Below are 18,947 nucleotides of genomic sequence, written 5' to 3'. Positions count from 1 at the left end.
ACGGCACCCATCCGCCCCGTGAACAGAGGGACTCCCCATGCCCGCAACGGTCGTCCGGTTCAACCTCGTCGAGCCCGGCGCCACCCCCGCCTCCCTCGCCGCCCGCTACCGGGCGGCCCTGGAGATGGCGGCCTACGCCGACGAGCACGGGATCGCCACGGTGCAGACCGAGGAGCACCACGGGGTCGAGAACAACTGGATGCCCTCGCCGTTCGTGTTCGCGGGCGCGGTGTTCGGGGCGACGCGGCGGATCGCCGTCACGGTCTCCGCGGTCATCGGGCCGTTGCACGACCCGCTGCGGCTGGCCGAGGACATCGCCGTACTCGATCTGCTCAGCGGGGGCCGGCTGGTCACCGTCGCCGGGATCGGGTACCGGCCGGAGGAGTACGCCCGCAGCGGCGTGGACTGGAAGCAGCGGGGCCGGCTCCAGGACGAGCTGCTGGAGACCCTGCTGAAGGCGTGGACCGGCGAGGAGTTCGACTACCGGGGGCGGACGGTCCGGGTCACCCCGCGCCCCCACACCGAACCGCATCCGCTCCTGTTGGTCGGCGGCTCCTCCCGGGCGGCGGCCCGCCGGGCGGCCCGGCTCGGCCTGCCCTTCTTCCCCAGCGCGCACCTGCCGGAGCTGGAGACCTACTACAAGGAGCGGCTGGCCGAGTACGGCACGGAGGGCTGGACCAAGATGCCCGCCGCCGAGACCCCGCTGCTGCACATCGCCGAGGACCCGGACCGGGCGTGGGCCGAGTACGGGAAGCACTTCCTGCACGAGGCGCGGACGTACGCCTCCTGGCAGTCCGGGGACATCCGCTCGGCGGTGCGCTCGGCGGCCACGACGGTGGACGAGCTGCGCGCGGAGGGCGTGTACCGGATCCTCGCGCCCGAGGAGTGCGTGGCCCAGGACCTGGCCAACCTGGTCCTGCACCCGCTGGCGGGCGGGATGCCGGTGGAGGAGGGCTGGCGCAGCCTCAGGCTGCTGGCGGAACGGGTGCTTCCGGCGCTGGCGGACTGAGCCACGGCCTCATGGGGTGGCCGCCCCGGTCCGAGTCCGAAGGCGACGGCGACGGGAGAGCTGCCGCAAAGCCCTGGGGATCGACGATGGCGTCCGCGTCCGGTGAGCGGACGCGGGACCGTCACCCCATCTCCTCCAGCGCCTTGCCCTTCGTCTCCTTGACGAACCTCAGCACGAACGGGACGGACAGCGCGGCGAAGACCGTGTAGATCACGTAGGTCGCGGACAGGTTCCAGTCGGCCAACGACGGGAAGCTGGCGGTGATCGCCCAGTTGGCGATCCACTGCGCGGAGGCGGCGACACCCAGGGCGGCGGCGCGGATCCGGTTCGGGAACATCTCGCCGAGGAAGACCCAGACGACGACGCCCCAGGACAGGGCGAAGAAGAGGACGAACACATGGGCCGCGATGAGGGCGGTCCAGCCCTGCGCGGCCGGCAGCCTGCCGTCGACCAGGTGGTGGGAGAACGCCCATGCCTCCAGCGCCAGGCCGACGACCATGCCGGCCGAGCCGATGAGCGCGAGCGGCTTGCGGCCGATGCGGTCCACGAAGATCATCGCGATCACGGTGCCGACGATGTTGATGATCGACGTCGTGAAGGAGTAGAAGAACGAGTCCGCCGGGTCGACGCCGACCGACTGCCAGAGCGTCGAGGAGTAGTAGAACGCGACGTTGATGCCCACGAACTGCTGGAACACCGACAGGCCGATGCCGATCCAGACGATCGGCCGGAAGAAGAAGGAGCCGCCGAGCAGGTCCCTGAAGGTGGACCTGTGCTCGCTCCTCATGGCGTGTTCGATCTCGGCGACCCGGGCGTCCAGGTCGGTGCCCCCGCCCTCCACCTCGGCGAGGATCTCGCGGGCCCGCTCACGCCTGCCGACGGAGAGCAGGAAGCGGGGCGACTCGGGGATGGCGAGGGACAGCAGACCGTAGAGGACGGCCGGGACGACCATGACGCCGAGCATGACCTGCCATGCCTCCAGGCCCAGCAGCCGTCCGCGCTGGTCGCCGCCCGCGGCGTTCAGCAGGCCCCAGTTGACGAGCTGCGAGACGGCGATGCCCACCACGATCGCCGCCTGCTGGAAGGAACCGAGGCGTCCGCGATAGGCCGGCGGGGCGATCTCGGCGATGTAGGCGGGGCCGACGACCGAGGCCACACCGATGGCGAAGCCGCCGACGATCCGCCACAGCGCGAGGTCCCACAGGGCGAAGGGCAGCGCGGAGCCGACGGCGCTGACCGTGAAGAGGACCGCGGCGATCTGCATGCAGCGGATGCGGCCGATGCGGTCGGCGATCCGGCCGGCGGTCGCGGCGCCGACGGCGCAGCCGATCAGGGCGATGGCGATGACCTGGGCGAGTTCCGCCGAGCCGATGCCGTAGCGGCTGCGGATGGCCTCGACGGCACCGTTGATGACGGAGCTGTCGTAGCCGAAGAGGAAGCCGCCCATGGCGGCCGCCGCCGCGATGAAGACGATGTGCCCGAGATGGTCGGGGTGAGCCGTCCCGGCTCCTGACTGCGGTGCCTGCGCTGTGCTGGTCACGTGCCACTCCTCGGGCCACCGGCAACGCCGCCGGGTGGGGGTGAGCCCTACAGGCTTCCAGTGGCGCACAGCTTCACGCCGCTCACACCTGAAGGTGAAAAGAACGCCGCCGAGACTATGTCTTCAAGTTCCGAATACACCAGTCCGCGCGATGTGAGCTTTCAGGCACCGTGCAGCGGAATTAAGTTCATCTCTTGAAACCGAGGTCAGTGGAGTCGCTGGGAGATGACCTTCGACACGCCGTCGCCCTGCATGGAGACGCCGTAGAGCGCGTCGGCGACCTCCATCGTGCGCTTCTGGTGGGTGATCACGATCAGCTGGGACGCCTCCTGCAACTCCTGCATGATGCGGATCAGCCGCTGGAGGTTGGTGTCGTCGAGGGCGGCCTCGACCTCGTCCATGACGTAGAAGGGGCTGGGCCGGGCCTTGAAGATGGACACCAGCAGGGCGACCGCGGTGAGCGACCGCTCCCCGCCGGACAGCAGGGAGAGCCGCTTGACCTTCTTGCCCGGCGGCCGGGCCTCGACGTCCACGCCCGTGGTGAGCATGTTGTCGGGATCGGTCAGCACCAGCCGGCCGTCACCACCCGGGAACAGCCGGCTGAAGACGCCCTCGAACTCCCGTGCCGTGTCCCGGTAGGCGTCCGTGAAGACCTGCTCGACCCGTTCGTCGACCTCCTTCACCACTTGAAGCAGGTCGGCGCGGGTCTTCTTCAGGTCCTCCAACTGCTCGCTGAGGAACTTGTGGCGCTCCTCCAGCGCGGCGAACTCCTCAAGGGCGAGCGGATTCACCTTGCCGAGCTGCTGGTACGCCCGCTCGGCGGCCCTCAGCCGCTTCTCCTGCTCGGCCCGCACGAACGGCCGCGGCTGGTTGCGCGGATGCTCCGGATCCTCCGGCAGCTCCTCCCCGTCGGCGGGCGGGGAGGGCGGTACGAGCTGGTGCGGGCCGTACTCGGCGACGAGCCCGGCCGGCTCCACGCCCAGTTCCTCCAGCGCCCTGGTCTCCAGCTGTTCGATCCGCAGCCGCTTCTCCGCGCCCAGCACCTCGCCCCGGTGCACCGAGTCGGTCAGCTTGTCGAGTTCGGCCTTGAGGTCGCGCCCCGTGTTCCGGGCGGCGGCCAGCTCCTGTTCCCGGCGTGCCTTGGCCGCCTCCGCGGCGGCCCGCTCCGCGTCGGCCCGGCCCAGCGACACCTCGACGTGCGCGAGCAGCTGCCGCGCGCCGGAGGCGACGGCCTCGGCCACGGACGCCTCGTAGCGCAGCCGGGCCCGCCGCTGCTCGGCACGCGCGCGTGCCTCGCGTTCCGCGCGGGCACCCCGGTCGAGCGCGTCGGCCCGCCCGGCGAGCCCCTTGACCCGTTCCTCGTGGGTACGGACCTGGAGCCGCGCCTCCATCTCGGTCTGCCGGGCGTTGGCGCCGTCGGCGGCGAGCCGGTCCCGTGCGGAGGTGTCCGGCTCCTCCTCGATCGGCATCTCCTCGGCGACGGCGAGCCGTTCGGCGAGTTCCTCCGCCTCCTGTACGGCCCTCTCCAGCGCCTCCTGCGCTCGGGCCGCCGCCGCCGCGGACCGCTCGGCCTCGCCGGCCGCGCCGCGCGCCTGCCCGGCGAGCCGGCCGAGCTGCTGGGCGACGGCCGACTTCTCCCGGTCGGCGGCCCGGCGCCGCTCCGCCAGCTCCTCCACCAGCCCGGCGCACTCCCGGCGCCGCTCCCCCGCCGCGGCCTGCGCCTCGGTCAGCTCGGCGCAGCGCACGCCCAGCTCGTCGAGCTGGGCGGCGGCCTCGTCGACGGACGCCTGGACTTCGAGCAGGCTCGGCGCCCCGGCGGACCCGCCGTGCGCCACATGGGCGCCGAGCAGATCGCCGTCGGCGGTGACGGCGGTCAGCTCGGGATGCGCGTAGACCAGGTCCTCGGCGTCTTCGAGGGTGCCGACCACGACGACGCCGCGCAGCAGCCGCCGCACGGCGGGCAGCAGTTCGGCGGGGCCCCGGACGAGGTCGGCGGCGTACGGCGGTCCGTCCGGGCGCGCCTGTCGCGGCGCGTCGTCGGGGGCGCCGCCGAGCAGCAGCGCCGCCCGGCCCGCGTCCTGTTTGCGCAGCAGCCGGATGGCGTCCGCGGCCGCGGCGGGCGTGGTCACCGCGACGGCGTCGGCCGCCACACCGAACGCCGCCGCCAGCGCGGTCTCGTGGCCCGGCGCCACGGTGAGCAGTTCCGCCGCCGGGCCGAGCACTCCGGTGAGCCGGTCCTTCGCTCCGAGCAGCGCGCCGGTGCCGTCCTTGCGGCGCAGGCCGAGCGCCAGCGCCTCGTGCCGGGCCTGGGTCGCGGCCCGTCGGCGTTCGGCCGCGGTGGCCGCCTCGCGTGCGGCGGCCAGCTCGAACTCCGCCTCGGCCAGCGCCGTCCTCGCCGCGTCGTGCCGGCCGGCGAGTTCGGTGTCGCCCGCGTCGAGGCCGTCGACCTCGGCCTGGAGCGACTCGTACTCCTCCTGCGCGCCGGCGGCCCGCTCCTGGGCCTCGTCCCTGGCCACCGCGAGCCGGTCGATCTCGGACTGGGCCGCGGCGGCCCGCGAACGGGCCGCGTTGACCTGCCCGTTCAGCCGGGCCAGGCCCTCGCGGCGGTCGGCGATGGCGCGGGCCGCGTCCTTCAGGCGCCGCTCCTCAAGGGCCAGCTCGCGCTCCAGTCCGGCGCGGTGGCCGACGGTGTCGTCGAGGGCGCGCTGGGCCGCTTCCAGGGCGGCCTCCAGTTCGGCCTCCTGCTCGCGGATGCGGGCGGCCTCCCGCTCCATGTCCTCCGGGTCCCGGCCGCGCCGTTCCTCGGGCGGCGCGGAGGTGGCGCTCTTGACCCGGGCGTCGGCCAGCGAGATCGTGCCGCGCACCCGCTCGGCCAGCTGGGACAGCTCGTACCAGGTCTGCTGGGCGCGCTGCAACCGGGGGGTGAGCCGGCGCACCTCGTCCTCCAGCAGCCCTTCGCGCTGCAACGCCTTGCGCAGTTCCTGCTCGGCGGCCTCCTTGCGCTCCTTCAGCGCGGCCTCGTCGGCGATCTCGGTCCTGAGCGCCTCGCGCAGCCGCACCAGGTCGTCGGCGAGCAGCCGCAGCCGGGCGTCCCGCAGGTCCGCCTGGATGACGGCGGCCCGGCGCGCGACCGCCGCCTGCCGGCCCAGCGGCTTGAGCTGGCGGCGCAGTTCGTCGGTGAGGTCCTGCACGCGCGCGAGGTTGGCCTGCATCGCGTCCAGCTTCCGGAGCGCCTTCTCCTTGCGCTTGCGGTGCTTGAGGACGCCGGCGGCCTCTTCGATGAAGGCCCGGCGGCCCATGGGGTCGGCGTGCAGCACGGAGTCGAGCTGGCCCTGGCCGACGATGACGTGCATCTCGCGGCCGATGCCGGAGTCGGACAGCAGTTCCTGGATGTCGAGGAGGCGGCAGGTGTCGCCGTTGATCTGGTATTCGCTGCCGCCGTTGCGGAACATGATCCGCGTGATGGTGACCTCGGCGTACTCGATGGGCAGGGCGCCGTCGGAGTTGTCGATGGTCAGGGACACCTCAGCCCGGCCGAGCGGCGGACGCCCCGTGGTGCCGGCGAAGATGACGTCCTCCATCTTGCCGCCGCGCAGCGACTTGGCGCCCTGCTCGCCCATGACCCAGCTGAGCGCGTCCACGACATTGGACTTGCCCGAGCCGTTCGGCCCGACGACGCACGTGATCCCCGGTTCGAACCGGAGCGTGGTCGCCGAGGCGAACGACTTGAACCCGCGCAGGGTCAGGGCCTTGAGGTGCACGCCGGTGGACTCTACCCGCCGCCGCTGTTCCACTCCACGAACCCTCGCAACCCCGCGGTTTCACGCTTGAACATGCAGGGCACACCAGACGTTAAAGAGGGTGAAAGGATGCGCGGGGGAGAGAATGACCGGGCAACTAAGAACCGGGCAGGAAAGCAAGAAAGAAGGGACGCCGAAGCGTCCCTTGCCACTCTGACAATTTAGCGGTTGACACGGGCAGCCCGATCACTGCGTGTGCTGGTCGTGGAGCGGTGCAGCGATCAGGTGAGCGCAGGCTCCGCCTGGTGTGCGTCGATGCTCTCCATGACCCTGTCGTGAGAAGCGGCAGCCGTCAGCGCCTCGTTCTCCGCCTGGATCCGTACGAGCTCGGATTCCAGGTCCTGGACGCGCTGCTGGAGCCGTCGCATCTCGGCAAGGAGTCGAGGGTCGGAGCCGCCGACGTAACCGAGAAGCGCCTTTGCCATGATGGATGGTCCTCCACACTGAGTGACCGACCGAATCGGTGTGGGTCGTGAGGGATTCGCACCCGCGGTGCTTGGCACTGCCGAGTGTTGCTCTGCTGTTCCTACATGCCAAACAGCTAAGGTGCGCGGGGCTTTCAGCGTCTCACCAAAAAGTTTGACGGTCAACACGATCACGCCCCGTGTCGGCGGACGTCCCGGGGACACGGGGCCGGCAGAGGGGCCGTGCCGCGTCCGCCACAGGGTCCTTTGGGCGTGGCGATCAGTTGTAACGGGGGAGCCTGCCACGGCCGCCGGTCCTTGGCAACCACCAGGGCGTTTCCCCTTCGGGCAGGTGTCCCGGGCACGTGCCGAGGTGGCGGGCCGCGGCCGTCCGCCCGTCGCCCTCAGCGTACGGCGAATCCCTCGTAACCCCCGCGGGGTGTGTCCCAGATCTCGGTCACGCCGTCCACCCGGCCGGGCGTGTCGTCGCCCTGGAGCCAGTCGAGCAGCCCCTCGCAGTGCGCCCGGGGCCCTTCGGCGACCACCTGGACCCGTCCGTCCCCCAGATTGAGGGCAAAGCCGCTCAGGCCGCCGATCTCCAGCGCCTTGGCCCGGGTGAACCAGCGGAAACCCACGCCCTGGACGCGTCCGCGCACCCAGGCGACCAGCCGCACATCGTCGCTCATGGCTGCAACCTAACGGGCCGATCTCCCCGAGAGCACATCCCGCCCGGACGCCATGCGGTACCGTCCCCACCCAATGAATCTCATATGAATCTCACTCGTTCGAGTGAGATTGGTTGACCCACGGGCTCGCAGGGGGGTCGACCGCGAGACCGAGGGAAGGCCAGGACATGGGACGCCACCGACGCTCCGCCGCCGGCCGCGCCACCGGGGTCATACCGCCGCGCGACCCGGCCCCGCAGGACCCCGACCCGCGGTACGCGTACGCGGACGACCGCACCGCCACGGGCACCGCCCCCCGTCCGAACCCGCAGACGTACGCCGCGGCCGACGCACAGAGCACGGCGAGCACGGCGTACCTGTACGCGACGGACGACGGGTACGGACGGCGGCCGGACGACGCCTACGGGCGAGGGCCCCACGACGGGTACGGGCGGCAACCGGACGGTGGGTACGCACGACAGCCCGGCGACGGATCCGGGCGCCGGCCGCACGACGGGTACGAGCGCCGGCCCGGCGACGGGTACGGACAGCGACCGCAGCAGGCGGACACGCGGGGCCCCGGCGGCGACGGGTTCTCCGTGCCGGAGTTCGCTCCCCTCGACGACGGGCCCCGCGAGCGGGGTCACCGGCGGAAGAAGAAGGGTGCCGCGACCGTGCGCACGGGACTGCTCGGCGTCTCCGCCGCCGTCGCCCTCGGCAGCGTCGCGGTGGCCACGGGGGTACTGCCCGGACTGGACGGCTACCGGACCGGCGGCACGAGCGACGGCGACAAGGTGCGGGCCGACGGGGTGCCGAGCAACACGCCCACGGAGCAGGGCGGCACCTACGGCAGCGCCGAGCCCGGCCGCGACGGCTCGGCCGATGGCCGTGCCACTCCCCGGTCGTCCTCGTCCGCGCCGTCCGCTCCGGCCTCGTCGGCGCCGGCCCCGGCCAGGACGCCGTCGAAGCAGCCGACGGCCACACCCGCGAAGCGGCCGACCAGGAAGCCCACGACGCCCGCGGCGCCCGCGCCGACCCAGCGGACGTCGCCGCCCACGCAGGTGTCCGCCGCGACCGCCGCCGAGGCGCAGGTGCTGAAGCTGGTCAACGAGGAGCGGGCGAAGGCGGGGTGCGGCACGCTGACGGCGAGCAGCTCGCTGACCCGGCTGGCCGAGGCGTTCAGCGCCGACATGGCCGCGCGGGACTTCTTCGACCACACCGACCCGGACGGGAGGACCCCGTGGGACCGGGCGTCCGCGGCCGGCGTCCCGGGCCTCGGCGGCGAGAACATAGCCCGGGGCCAGGCCGACGCGGCCGCCGTGATGGAGGCGTGGATGAACAGTCCGGGGCACCGGGCCAACATCCTGAACTGCGACTTCACGACCCTGGGCGTCGGTGTCCACTTCGGGTCCGGCGGCCCGTGGTGGACCCAGGACTTCGGCCGCTGACCGGCGCGCTCCGGCACCGCCGGCTCCTGGTCGCCGCAGCCTGGCGGCCGGGCGCCGTGCTCACCTACGCTGGCGCCATGTCCACGACCCAGGAGCGAACCGAGGAGCCCCCAACCCAGCGCCTCCCGTACGACGTGTTCGCCAAGGTGTGTCCGTCGCGCGGCACGCTGGAGCACGTCACGGGCCGTTGGGGCGCGCTCACCCTGGGTGCCCTGCACGAGGGTTCGTACCGCTTCAACGAACTGCGCCGCCGCGTCGACGGCGTGAGCGAGAAGATGCTGTCCCAGACACTGCACGCGCTGGAGCGCGACGGCCTGGTGCACCGCGAGGCCCGGCCGACGAGCCCGCCCCGGGTGGACTACGAACTGACGCCGCTGGGCCGGGAGGTCGCCGGGCGGCTGCTGGCCCTCATCCAGTGCGTGGAGGGCTCCATGGACGACGTCCTGACGGCCCGCGCGGCGTACGACGCCCGCGCCGCTACGGTGTGAGGCGCGGCGCGCGCTGGCACTTCGGGCAGAAGTAGCTGGACCGGTTCATCCAGGGACGGCGGCGCATCGGCGTCCCGCACCGGCGGCAGGGCAGCCCTTCGCGCCCGTACGCGTCGAGGGACCGGTCGAAGTATCCCGATTCGCCGTTGACGTTGACGTACAGGCTGTCGAAGCTGGTGCCGCCGACGGCGAGGGCCGCGTTCATCACGTCCCGCACGTCGCCCAGCAGTCCGGCCGTCTGCGGCCGGGTGAAGTGGGCGGTCGGACGCTCGTAGTGGATCCGGGCCCGCCACAGCGCCTCGTCCGCGTAGATGTTGCCGACGCCGCTGATCAGCGACTGGTCCAGCAGGGCCCGTTTGATGGTGGTCCGCTTGCGGCGCAGCGCCTGGTGGAACGCCTCGTCGTCGAAGAGCGGGTCGAGGGGATCGCGGGCGATGTGGGCGATGACGTCGGGCAGCCCGTCCGGGGTGGTGGGATGCAGGGAAAGGCCGCCGAAGGTGCGCTGGTCGACGAAGCGCAGTTCGGTGCCCAGGTCGTCGGCGAACCGCATCCGGATCCTGAGGTGCTTCTCGTCCGGCGCCTCCTGCGGCTGGACCAGCAGTTGGCCGCTCATCCCCAGGTGGGCCAGGACCGACAGGTCCGTGTCCGCGAGCGGCAGCCACAGGTATTTGCCGCGGCGGCCGGCCACGCCGACGCGATGGCCCCCCAGGCGGTGCGCGAAGTCGTCGGCGCCGGCCACATGACGGCGTACGGCGCGCGGGTGCAGCACCTCGGCGTCGGCGACGGTGCGATGGGCGACCCACCGTTCCAGGCCCCGGCGTACGACCTCGACCTCGGGCAGTTCGGGCATGGGACCCCCGTGACGGACGGTGCGGGAAGCCGACCGCCCGCCCCTCGCAGGGGGCGGGCGGGCCGGATGTGCTGGTGTCAGGCGGAGGCGGCAGCCGCGTCGGGGTCGTCGCCGAGGGGCGTCTCGGCCGCGGCGAGGGCCTCCTCGGCCGGCTCCCCGGTCTTGGCACGCTCGTCCGCGGCGGCCCGGATGGACCGCCAGGCGGACTCGGCGGCCTGCTGCTCCGCCTCCTTCTTGCTGCGGCCGGTGCCGGTGCCGTACGAGACGCCTCCGACGCGGGCGGCAGCAGTGAAGGTCTTCTCGTGGTCGGGTCCGGTCTCCGTGACCAGGTACTCGGGCACGCCGAGCCCCTCCATCGCGGTCAACTCCTGGAGGCTGGTCTTCCAGTCCAGGCCGGCTCCGAGGTTCGAGGACTTCTCGATCAGCGGGTCGAAGAGCCGGTGCACCAGCTCGGACGCCGCGCCGAGGCCCTGATCGAGATAGACCGCGCCGATCACCGCTTCCAGGGTGTCGGCGAGGATGGACGCCTTGTCCCGGCCGCCCGTTCCCTCTTCACCACGGCCGAGCCGGATGAAGGAGCCCAGTTCGAGACCGCGGCCCACCTCCGCGAGCGCCCGCGAGTTCACCACCGCGGCCCGGAGCTTGGCCAGCTGGCCCTCGGGCAGATCGGGGTGGGTGCGGTACAGCGTGTCGGTGACGACGAGGCCGAGTACGGAGTCCCCGAGGAACTCCAGCCGCTCGTTCGTCGGCAGACCGCCGTTCTCGTACGCGTAGGAACGGTGGGTCAGTGCACGCACCAGAAGGGCGGACTCCAGCTGGTAGCCGAGCCGCCCTTCCAGAAGCGTGTGGGACGAGGCCGTGTTGTCCGCTGGTCCGTTTCCGCTCACGCGGGAAGAATTCTTCTTCGGTGTGGACACAGTGCCTCTCACCAGCCGCTCAGACCTCTAGAACCTGGCGCTTGTTGTAGGTGCCGCACGACGGGCACGCGATGTGCTGCTGCTTGGGCTCGTGGCAGCGCTCGCACGCAACCAGGGTGGGGACCGCAGCCTTCCACTGCGACCGGCGGTGGCGCGTGTTGCTGCGCGACATCTTCCGCTTCGGAACAGCCACGGCTACTTCTCCTGCTTCTCGTCGACGCCTGATCCGGCGCCGCCCATGTCGTCCTTCTCGCCGTCCCTCATGGTGTCGGCGAGTCCCTGCAAAGCCGCCCAACGGATGTCGGCGGCGTTGTGGTGGTGGTCCGGTTCGTCCGCGAGCCGCGCTCCGCATTCGGAGCACAGACCCGGGCAGTCGTCCCGGCACACCGGCTGCATCGGCAGTGCGAGCACCACCGCGTCACGCAGCGGAGGTTCGAGGTCGAAGAGTCCGTCCTCGATGAAGTACCTGTCCTCGTCGTCCTCGGCGTCGTCGCCCGGTTCCGCGATCACGCGGCCCCGGTCGTCGGCGTCAGGGTACGAGAACAGTTCCTGGAAGTCCGCTTCGAGCTCCAGCCCGACCGGTTCCAGACACCTTACGCACTCCCCCTCGGCCCGTGCACGGGCGGTGCCTGTGACGAGCACACCTTCCATGACCGATTCGAGCCGGAGGTCGAGCTCCACCGGGCTGCCTTGCGGCACTTCGACCACCCCCCGGACACCGAAGTCCTTGGGGGCGTCGATCGTGCGGGCCAGCCGCTGCAACGCGCCAGGACGCCGCCCCAGCTCATGCGTGTCGAACACGAGTGGGTCACGGTGGTCGAGGCGGGCGTTGGCGGACATTCCTGCTTTCGATCTTCTGAGCTCGATGGGTCACCGCCCGGGGTGCTCCGGGGCAGCGCTGATCACGGAGTAGCCGTGACCGAACAGCCAGAATACTGGACCTTCCGCTGTCGGCCCAATCCGGTGCCCGGCTACAGGCCCCGGCCCTGCTCGTACGCCCGCAACTGTTCCGCGCTGATCATGCTGGTGTCGAAGAGGCTGGTCTCGTCGAGGGCGTAGCCCTGCTGGGGCTGCTGCGGGTCCTGGCCCTGGTCGTAGCCGGTCTGCTGGACGTCATAGCCCTGGAAGGCGGCGTCCGCGGTCTGGGCGTAGCCGGGCACGACGGCGTAGGGGTCGGCCTGCTGGATGGGGGCACCTCCCGCCGGAGCGTAGCCGGAGGTGGCGGCGTACGGGTCCTGCTGGGCGTAGCCCTCGTGGCCCTGCTGCTGCGGGAAGGCCCCGTACGGGTCCTGCTGCTGCACGGGGACGCCGCCCGCCGGTGTGTATCCGGAGGTGGCGGCGTACGCGGGCTGCGGCTCGTAGGGCGTGCCGGGCTGGGGTTCGTACGGTGCGGCGGGCTGCTGGTGCGCCGCGGGCTCGGCCGACGCGTCCGACGGTTCCGCGAGGCCGGCCAGGTAGTCGGCGTCGCTGGAGTGCCTGAGCGTCGTCGGGTCGTCGGCGAGGGCGCTGAGGTCGTCGGTGGCGATGCGGCCGTGCAGCTTCTGCCGGCCGCGGCCGACGGCCTCCAGGGTCTTGGCCAGGACCGCCTCGAAGGCGCCCAGCTTGACGTCCACGTACTCGTCGGCGGTGCGCCGCAGGGTCTCCGGGTCGTGGCTGCGCTCGGGAGCGTCCGTGTCCTCGTAGCCCTCCTCGTCGAGGCCGGGGCCGGTGCCCAGCAGCTTCTCGCGTCCGCGGCCGACGGAGCCGAGGGTCTTGGTGAGGACGACCTCGAAGTTCGCGAGCTTGGAGTCCACGTAGTCGTCGGCCTCGGCCCGGATCTCCTCGGACTCCTTGCGGGCCGCGGCGAGGATCCGGTCCGACTCGTCCTGGGAGCGGCGGGCGATCTCGGTGTCGGAGATCAGCGAGCCGCGCTCGGCGTGCGCGTGCTGGATGATCTGCTCGGCCTCCTGGCGGGCCTGCTCGACCATCTGCTCACGGCCGCCGATCAGCTCCTGGGCCTGGGCGAGGGAGCCGGGCAGGGCCTGCCGCACCTCTTCGAGCATCGCGAGCAGGTCGGCGCGGTTGACCACGCACGACGCCGACATGGGCATCGCCCGTGCGCTGGAGACCGCGGTCACGATCTCGTCGAGCTTCTTCTGCACGTCCACCTGTGCTCGCCACTCTCTACAGCCGGGTTGGAGACGGACGGAACGACTGTAGTCCCATCAGTCCATGAGTCCCATCAGTCCCTGCGGAGACGCTCGTTGAGGGCGTCGAGGACCACCGGGGGCACCAGGTGGGAGACGTCACCGCCCCACGCCGCGACCTCCTTGACCAAGGAGGAGGAGAGGAAGCTGTAGGTGGGGTTGGTGGGGACGAAGAGGGTCTCGACGCCCGAGAGGCCGTTGTTCATCTGGGCCATCTGAAGTTCGTAGTCGAAGTCGCTGACGGCGCGCAGGCCCTTGACGATGGCCGGGATGTCACGCTGCTTGCAGAAGTCGACGAGGAGGCCGTGGAACGCCTCGATGCGTACGTTTCCGTACTCGGCGGTGACCTGGCGGATCAGGTCGATCCGCTCGTCGATCTCGAACAGGCCCTTCTTGGACTTGTTGATCATCACCGCGACATAGACCTCGTCGTACAGACGGGAGGCGCGGGAGATGATGTCGAGGTGTCCGTTGGTGATGGGGTCGAACGACCCGGGACAGACGGCACGGCGCACTTGTGATCCCTCGCTCTCCGGTCCGGTCATCGTGCGTCTTCGTACGGGGAAGCGGCGCGACCGTACCAAAACGTTCCCTCGCCGTAGCGACGGGCCCGGATCGCTTCGAAGCCGTCCGGCCAGTGGAAATCCCCGCCTCTGGTGCTGCGCTCCACGGTGACGAGGGCTTCGGCCGCGAGCCAGCCCTCCGAGCGGAGTGTGAGCAGAATCTCCCGAAGATCGTCGTCCGACACGGCGTACGGGGGGTCGAGGAAGACGAGGTCGTACGGCTCTGTCGGCGCCGGGGTCCGCACGACCTGTTCCGCCTTGCCCGCCCTGACCTCGGCGCCCGGCAGGCCCAGATTCCGGGCGTTTTCGCGGACCGTGCGGGCGGCACGGGCGTCGGCCTCGACGAGCAGCGTGTGGCCGGCGCCGCGGGACAGCGCCTCCAGGCCGACGGCGCCCGAGCCCGCGTAGAGGTCGAGGACGCGCTCGCCGTCCAGGGGGCCGCCCAGCAGGGACTGCCAGGTGGAGAAGAGTGCCTCGCGGGCCCGGTCGGAGGTGGGCCGGGTTCCGTTGCCCGGCGGAACGGCCAGACGGCGTCCGCCGGCCCGGCCGGCGATCACGCGGGTCATCTCGGGTCCTTGTCGGGGCTTGGCACGGGGTGCGTTCGGACGGTGGCGGTTCCAGTGTCTCAGCCCTTCTCCAGATACTGCTCCCGCTCGTCGTCCACCAAGGCGTCCAGCGCCGTCCGCAGCCCCGGCAGCCGGTCCAGGCCGGGATCGGCGGCGACCACCGCGGCCGCCTCCTCGCGCGCCTCGGCGATGATCTCCTCGTCCTCGATGACGGCGAGCACCCGCAGGCTGGAGCGGGCCCCGGACTGGGCCTGGCCGAGGACGTCGCCCTCCCGGCGCTGTTCCAGGTCGATCCGGGACAGCTCGAAGCCGTCGAGGGTGGCGGCGACGGCGTTCAGCCGCTGGCGGGCCGGGCTCGCCTCGGGCATCTCGGTGACCAGCAGGCACAGTCCGGGGGCCGAGCCGCGGCCGACCCGGCCGCGCAACTGGTGCAGCTGGGAGACGCCGAAGCGGTCCGCGTCCATGATCACCATCGCCGTGGCGTTCGGGACGTTGACGCCGACCTCGATGACCGTCGTGGCCACCAGGACGCCGGTCTCGCCGGCCGCGAAGCGGCGCATGACCGCGTCCTTGTCGTCGGGTGGCATCCGGCCGTGCAGCACCTCGACCTTCAGCCCCCGCAGCGGGCCTGCGGCGAGTTGGGCGGCCACGTCGAGGACGGCCAGCGGCGGGCGCTTCTCGGCCTCGTCCTCGGGCGGCTTCGCGGCACCCTCCTTCTTCGAGTTCTTAGGGTTCTTCGGTTCGTCGTCCTCGTCACCGATCCGCGGGCAGACGACGTACGCCTGGTGGCCGCCCGCGACCTCCTCGCGCACCCGCTCCCAGGCGCGGGCCAGGAAGTGCGGTTTGTCGGCCGCCGGCACGACATGGCTGGCGATCGGCGAACGCCCGGCGGGCAGTTGGTCGAGGACGGAGGTCTCCAGGTCGCCGAAGACCGTCATGGCGACGGTCCGCGGGATCGGCGTGGCGGTCATGACCAGCAGGTGCGGGGGTTGCTTCCCCTTGCCGCGCAGGGCGTCGCGCTGCTCCACGCCGAAGCGGTGCTGCTCGTCCACGACGACCAGCCCGAGGTCGTGGAACTGCACCTTGTCCTCGATCAGCGCGTGCGTGCCGATCACGATCCCGGCCTCCCCGGTGACCAGGTCGAGCAGCGCCTGCCGGCGGCCGGCGGCCCCCATGGAGCCGGTGAGCAGCACCACCTTGGTGGCGTCGTCGGCACCGCCGAGCATCCCTCCCTCGGCCAGTTCGCCCATCATCTCCACGATGGAGCGGTGGTGCTGCTGGGCCAGCACCTCGGTCGGCGCGAGCATGGCGGCCTGGCCGCCCGCGTCGACGACGGCGAGCATGGCGCGCAGGGCGACCATCGTCTTGCCGCTGCCGACCTCGCCCTGGAGCAGCCGGTGCATGGGGTGTTCGGTGGCCAGGTCGTCGAAGATCTCCTTCGAGACCTTGCGCTGGCCCTCGGTGAGGGTGAAGGGCAGCCGCTCGTCGAAGGCGGTCAGCACGCCGTCCGGGGCGGGCCTGCGCGGGACGGCGGGCAGCAGGGCGTCGGCGTGCCGGCGGCGGGCGAGGGCGACCTGGAGGACGAACGCCTCGTCCCACTTGAGGCGGGCACGGGCGTCGGCGATGTCCGCCTTGGTGTGCGGGCGGTGGATCTTGAGCAGGGCCTCGGGCAGCGAGACCAGGCCACGGCCCTCGCGCAGCGACCCGGGCAGCGGATCCACGGCGTCCTGGGCACTGGGCAGCACCGTCTGCATCGCCTTGCCGATCTTCCAGGACTCCAGCTTGGCGGTGGCCGGATAGATCGGGATCAGGGCGCCGGCCCAGGTCTCCACCGTCTCCTCGGCGTCGTCGTCGGCGCCGTGGAGCAGTGCGTACGCCGGGTGGGCCAGTTGGAGCCGCCGGTTGAAGACGGAGACCTTGCCCGCGAACATCGCGCGGGTGCCCGGCAGGAGTTCCTTGTGCGGCTTGTGCACGCCGTTGCCGAAGAAGACCAGCTGGAGCCGGCCGCTGCCGTCGGTGATGGTCACCTCCAGCCGCTGGCCCTTGCCGCGGGGGGCCTTGGCGGAGGCGAACGAGTGCAGCCGGGCGTCGGCGACCTGGGCAACCACCGTGACGTGCTCGTCCATCGGCAGGTCGGCGAGGTGGGTGAGCTGCCCGCGCTCCTCGTATCTGCGGGGGTAGTGGTGCAGGAGGTCCCCGACCGAGTGCAGGCCGAGGTGCTCGGCCATCACCTTGGCGGTGGCGGGGCCGAGCACCGACTTCAGTGGCTGGTCCAGCGTGCGGTTCGGTGGTTCTTCCAGTGCGGGCACGAGATCCATTGCACACCACGACACTGACAAAGCCCCACAGGGCGCGGGAAACCGCCGACCGGGCGGCGGCCCGGCGCCGGGGCGGGCCGTGCCCGTCCCGCCGCGGGGCGGCCCCGGCTCACTCCACGCCGATGAGGAGCAGCGCTCCCTGTCGTCCCCCGCGGTGGACCACCGTGTCGACGGCGAGGTAGGACTCCCGCACGTGGGTCTCCAGCCGGTCGGCGAGCGGGGCGGGCGCGTCGTCGCCGAGGACGATGGTGACCAGTTCCCCGCCGGCCTGGAGCATGCGGTCCAGGACGGCCACGGCGGTGGCGGCGACCTCCGAGCCGATCACCGCGACGTCGCCCTCGACGAGGCCGAGGACGTCACCGGCCTGGCAGATGCCGGCCATGGTCCAGGACTGCCGTTCGGCGACGGCGACCTCGGCGTAGCGGGTGGCGCCCGCGGCCGAGGTCATCTGGACCACGTCCTCGTCGAAGCGGCGCCGCGGCTCGTGCACGGCGAGCGCGGCGATCCCCTGCACGGCGGAGCGGGTCGGGATGAGTGCGACGCGGACGCCCTCGGCACGGGCCTGCTCGGCCGCCGCCGCCGCGGTGTGCCGCAGTTCGGCGTCGTTGGGCAGCAGCACGACCTCGCGCGCGTGGGCCCGCCGTACCGCCTCGACCAGTTCGCCGCTCGCCAGTGGCTCTCCCGGACGGGCGAGCACGGTGGTGGCCCCGGCCTCGGTGTACAGCCCGGCCAGGCCCTCGCCGGGCACGACGGCGACGACGGCCCGCTGCACCCGCTCCCGGGGCGGCGGCGCGCCCCCGTGGGCACGGACGTCACCCCGGCCGAAGTGGGTGATCCGGATCCGGTACGGCCGCCCGGCCTCGACGCCCGCCTCCACGGCGGCGCCCGCGTCGTCGACGTGCACGTGGACGTTCCACAGGCCGTCGCCGCCGACCACCACCAGGGAGTCACCGAGGCCGTCGAGCCTGGCCCGCAGCCGGTCCACGGCGGCGTCGGCGGCTTCCAGCAGATAGATCACCTCGTAGGCGGGCCCGCCCCGCTCCGCCCCGCCGCCGTGTCCGGCGTCCTCGGTGCGGGTCGCCGGGCACGCGCGCGCGGGCGTGGGCTCGGGCTCGGCCGATACCGCGGATGCGGCGGATGCGGCCGACACGGCGGATGTGGGTACGACGGGAGGCTCGGCGTGGCTGTCGGGCACCACGCGCGCGTGCGCGCCGCGTATCGGGACGGTGGCACCGGGCGCCTCCCCCGTGAACGTCTCCACCAGTGCCGCCAGGACGGCCACCAGCCCGCGTCCTCCGGCGTCGACCACCCCGGCCCGCTCCAGGACGGCCAGCTGCCCCGGAGTGGCCGCGAGAGCCGCGCACGCGCCCGTGTAGGCGGCCCGGGCCACCGCTCCGCAGTCGCCCTCGGCAGCCCCGGCCGCGTCCGCCGCCGCCGAGGCGACCGAGAGCACGGTGCCCTCGACCGGGTGGGCCACGGCCAGGCGGGCGGAGTCGGCGGCGTGCCGCAGAGCACGCCCGAGCCCCGGCCCGTCGACACCGGCCGCCCCAGCCCCGTCCCGCGTAGCGATCGGGGCGCCCGGGTCCGCCCCGCCGCCCAGGTCCGCGCCCTCGCCCGCGGGGGCAACGGCACTCACAGGAGCCCCCGCACGCACAGGCACCCCGTCGCTCGCGGAGACAACCGCGCCCGCAGGAGCCCCGTCACGCGCCAGGGCCACGACCCGCGTGGGCGCCCAGGCCCCCGCGGACGCCCCGTCCGCGAGTACCTGTGCCATGCCGCGCAGCAGCTGCGCGAGGATCGTCCCGGAGTTGCCGCGGGCCCCGATGAGCGCCCCGTGCGCCATCGCGTGCGCGGCCTCGGCCAGCGACGGCGCCGCGCCCTCCCCGGCGCCCACCTCGTACCCGGCGAACACCGCCTCGACCGCGGCCGCGGCCGACTCCAGGGTCAGGTACAGGTTGGTCCCCGTGTCGCCGTCCGCCACCGGGTACACGTTGATCGCGTCGATCTCCTCGCGGGCCCGTCCCAGCGCCCGGAGCGCGTGACCGCACCAGTCGCGCACCGCGGGAGCATCGAGGAATGTCTGCGGCACCTGCGCCACCTGCGCCTCCCTGAGCCGGCCGGACGTGGACGCAGCGTAGACCCCGGATCGTGGTCGGCCGGAGCAGGGCCGCAGGAGGCCCTTGAGCTGCCATG

Annotated in this window: 16 protein-coding genes; 3 read left to right on the top strand and 13 right to left on the bottom strand. The window is 72.6% G+C overall.

The annotated features are described in order from the left end of the window. The first annotated feature begins 37 nt into the window (after positions 1-37). Positions 38-1,009, top strand: coding sequence for an LLM class flavin-dependent oxidoreductase (locus ACFC09_RS28900; protein WP_376533261.1), 972 nt, complete (start codon positions 38-40; stop codon positions 1,007-1,009). Positions 1,010-1,130: 121 nt separating this feature from the next. On the opposite strand, the gene ACFC09_RS28895 is transcribed toward ACFC09_RS28900, so the two are convergent. The 4 genes from ACFC09_RS28895 to ACFC09_RS28880 all read right to left on the bottom strand — a co-directional run bounded on the left by ACFC09_RS28895 (position 1,131) and on the right by ACFC09_RS28880 (position 7,439). Next, positions 1,131-2,549, bottom strand: coding sequence for a sugar porter family MFS transporter (locus ACFC09_RS28895; RefSeq protein ID WP_376533260.1), 1,419 nt, complete (start codon positions 2,547-2,549; stop codon positions 1,131-1,133). A 206-nt stretch (positions 2,550-2,755) separates the two neighbouring features. Beyond that, positions 2,756-6,310: a chromosome segregation protein SMC gene (gene smc / locus ACFC09_RS28890; protein WP_376533259.1), complete on the bottom strand. Its 3,555-nt coding sequence runs from the start codon at positions 6,308-6,310 to the stop codon at positions 2,756-2,758. A gap of 260 nt (positions 6,311-6,570) precedes the next feature. Then, the gene (locus ACFC09_RS28885) at positions 6,571-6,774 is read right to left on the bottom strand and encodes a hypothetical protein (RefSeq protein ID WP_376533258.1); all 204 of its coding nucleotides are present in this window, start codon (positions 6,772-6,774) and stop codon (positions 6,571-6,573) included. A gap of 383 nt (positions 6,775-7,157) precedes the next feature. Continuing rightward, complete coding sequence (locus tag ACFC09_RS28880; protein WP_376533257.1) at positions 7,158-7,439, bottom strand: acylphosphatase; 282 nt, start codon at positions 7,437-7,439, stop codon at positions 7,158-7,160. Between the two features lie 167 nt (positions 7,440-7,606). Here ACFC09_RS28880 and ACFC09_RS28875 point away from each other — a divergent pair, with 167 nt between their 5' ends. Together ACFC09_RS28875 and ACFC09_RS28870 are read left to right on the top strand one after the other, a co-directional pair. Beyond that, entirely contained in the window at positions 7,607-8,866 is a 1,260-nt protein-coding gene (locus tag ACFC09_RS28875; protein ID WP_376533256.1) for a CAP domain-containing protein, read from the top strand. A 77-nt stretch (positions 8,867-8,943) separates the two neighbouring features. Continuing rightward, a complete protein-coding gene (locus ACFC09_RS28870; RefSeq protein ID WP_376533255.1) occupies positions 8,944-9,354 on the top strand; it encodes a winged helix-turn-helix transcriptional regulator in 411 nt (136 codons plus the stop codon). On the opposite strand, the gene mutM is transcribed toward ACFC09_RS28870, so the two are convergent. The 9 genes from mutM to ACFC09_RS28825 form a co-directional block, all read right to left on the bottom strand. Next, positions 9,344-10,204, bottom strand: a complete 861-nt coding sequence (gene mutM, locus ACFC09_RS28865; RefSeq protein WP_376533254.1) for a bifunctional DNA-formamidopyrimidine glycosylase/DNA-(apurinic or apyrimidinic site) lyase — start codon at positions 10,202-10,204, stop codon at positions 9,344-9,346. The genes ACFC09_RS28870 and mutM overlap by 11 nt on opposite strands. A gap of 77 nt (positions 10,205-10,281) precedes the next feature. Then, a complete protein-coding gene (rnc, locus tag ACFC09_RS28860; RefSeq protein WP_376533253.1) occupies positions 10,282-11,133 on the bottom strand; it encodes a ribonuclease III in 852 nt (283 codons plus the stop codon). A gap of 7 nt (positions 11,134-11,140) precedes the next feature. Further along, positions 11,141-11,314: a 50S ribosomal protein L32 gene (gene rpmF, locus ACFC09_RS28855; protein WP_003951102.1), complete on the bottom strand. Its 174-nt coding sequence runs from the start codon at positions 11,312-11,314 to the stop codon at positions 11,141-11,143. Positions 11,315-11,316: 2 nt separating this feature from the next. Further along, entirely contained in the window at positions 11,317-11,961 is a 645-nt protein-coding gene (locus ACFC09_RS28850; protein ID WP_376533252.1) for a DUF177 domain-containing protein, read from the bottom strand. 131 nt (positions 11,962-12,092) lie between these two features. Further along, entirely contained in the window at positions 12,093-13,268 is a 1,176-nt protein-coding gene (locus ACFC09_RS28845) for a cell division initiation protein (RefSeq protein WP_376533251.1), read from the bottom strand. A 74-nt stretch (positions 13,269-13,342) separates the two neighbouring features. Further along, positions 13,343-13,822: a pantetheine-phosphate adenylyltransferase gene (coaD, locus tag ACFC09_RS28840; protein WP_376533291.1), complete on the bottom strand. Its 480-nt coding sequence runs from the start codon at positions 13,820-13,822 to the stop codon at positions 13,343-13,345. 26 nt (positions 13,823-13,848) lie between these two features. Further along, positions 13,849-14,436 carry a 16S rRNA (guanine(966)-N(2))-methyltransferase RsmD gene (gene rsmD / locus ACFC09_RS28835; RefSeq protein WP_376533250.1) on the bottom strand — a complete coding sequence of 196 codons (588 nt, stop codon included), beginning with the start codon at positions 14,434-14,436 and terminating at the stop codon, positions 13,849-13,851. Positions 14,437-14,495: 59 nt separating this feature from the next. Next, complete coding sequence (gene recG / locus ACFC09_RS28830) at positions 14,496-16,754, bottom strand: ATP-dependent DNA helicase RecG (protein ID WP_376533249.1); 2,259 nt, start codon at positions 16,752-16,754, stop codon at positions 14,496-14,498. 109 nt (positions 16,755-16,863) lie between these two features. Next, positions 16,864-18,852: a DAK2 domain-containing protein gene (locus ACFC09_RS28825; protein ID WP_376533248.1), complete on the bottom strand. Its 1,989-nt coding sequence runs from the start codon at positions 18,850-18,852 to the stop codon at positions 16,864-16,866. Between the last annotated feature and the right edge of the window lie 95 nt (positions 18,853-18,947).

This window comes from Streptomyces sp. NPDC056161 (assembly GCF_042268025.1).
Taxonomy (GTDB): Bacteria; Actinomycetota; Actinomycetes; order Streptomycetales; family Streptomycetaceae; genus Streptomyces.
This window is presented reverse-complemented; position numbering and strand designations above follow the sequence as displayed.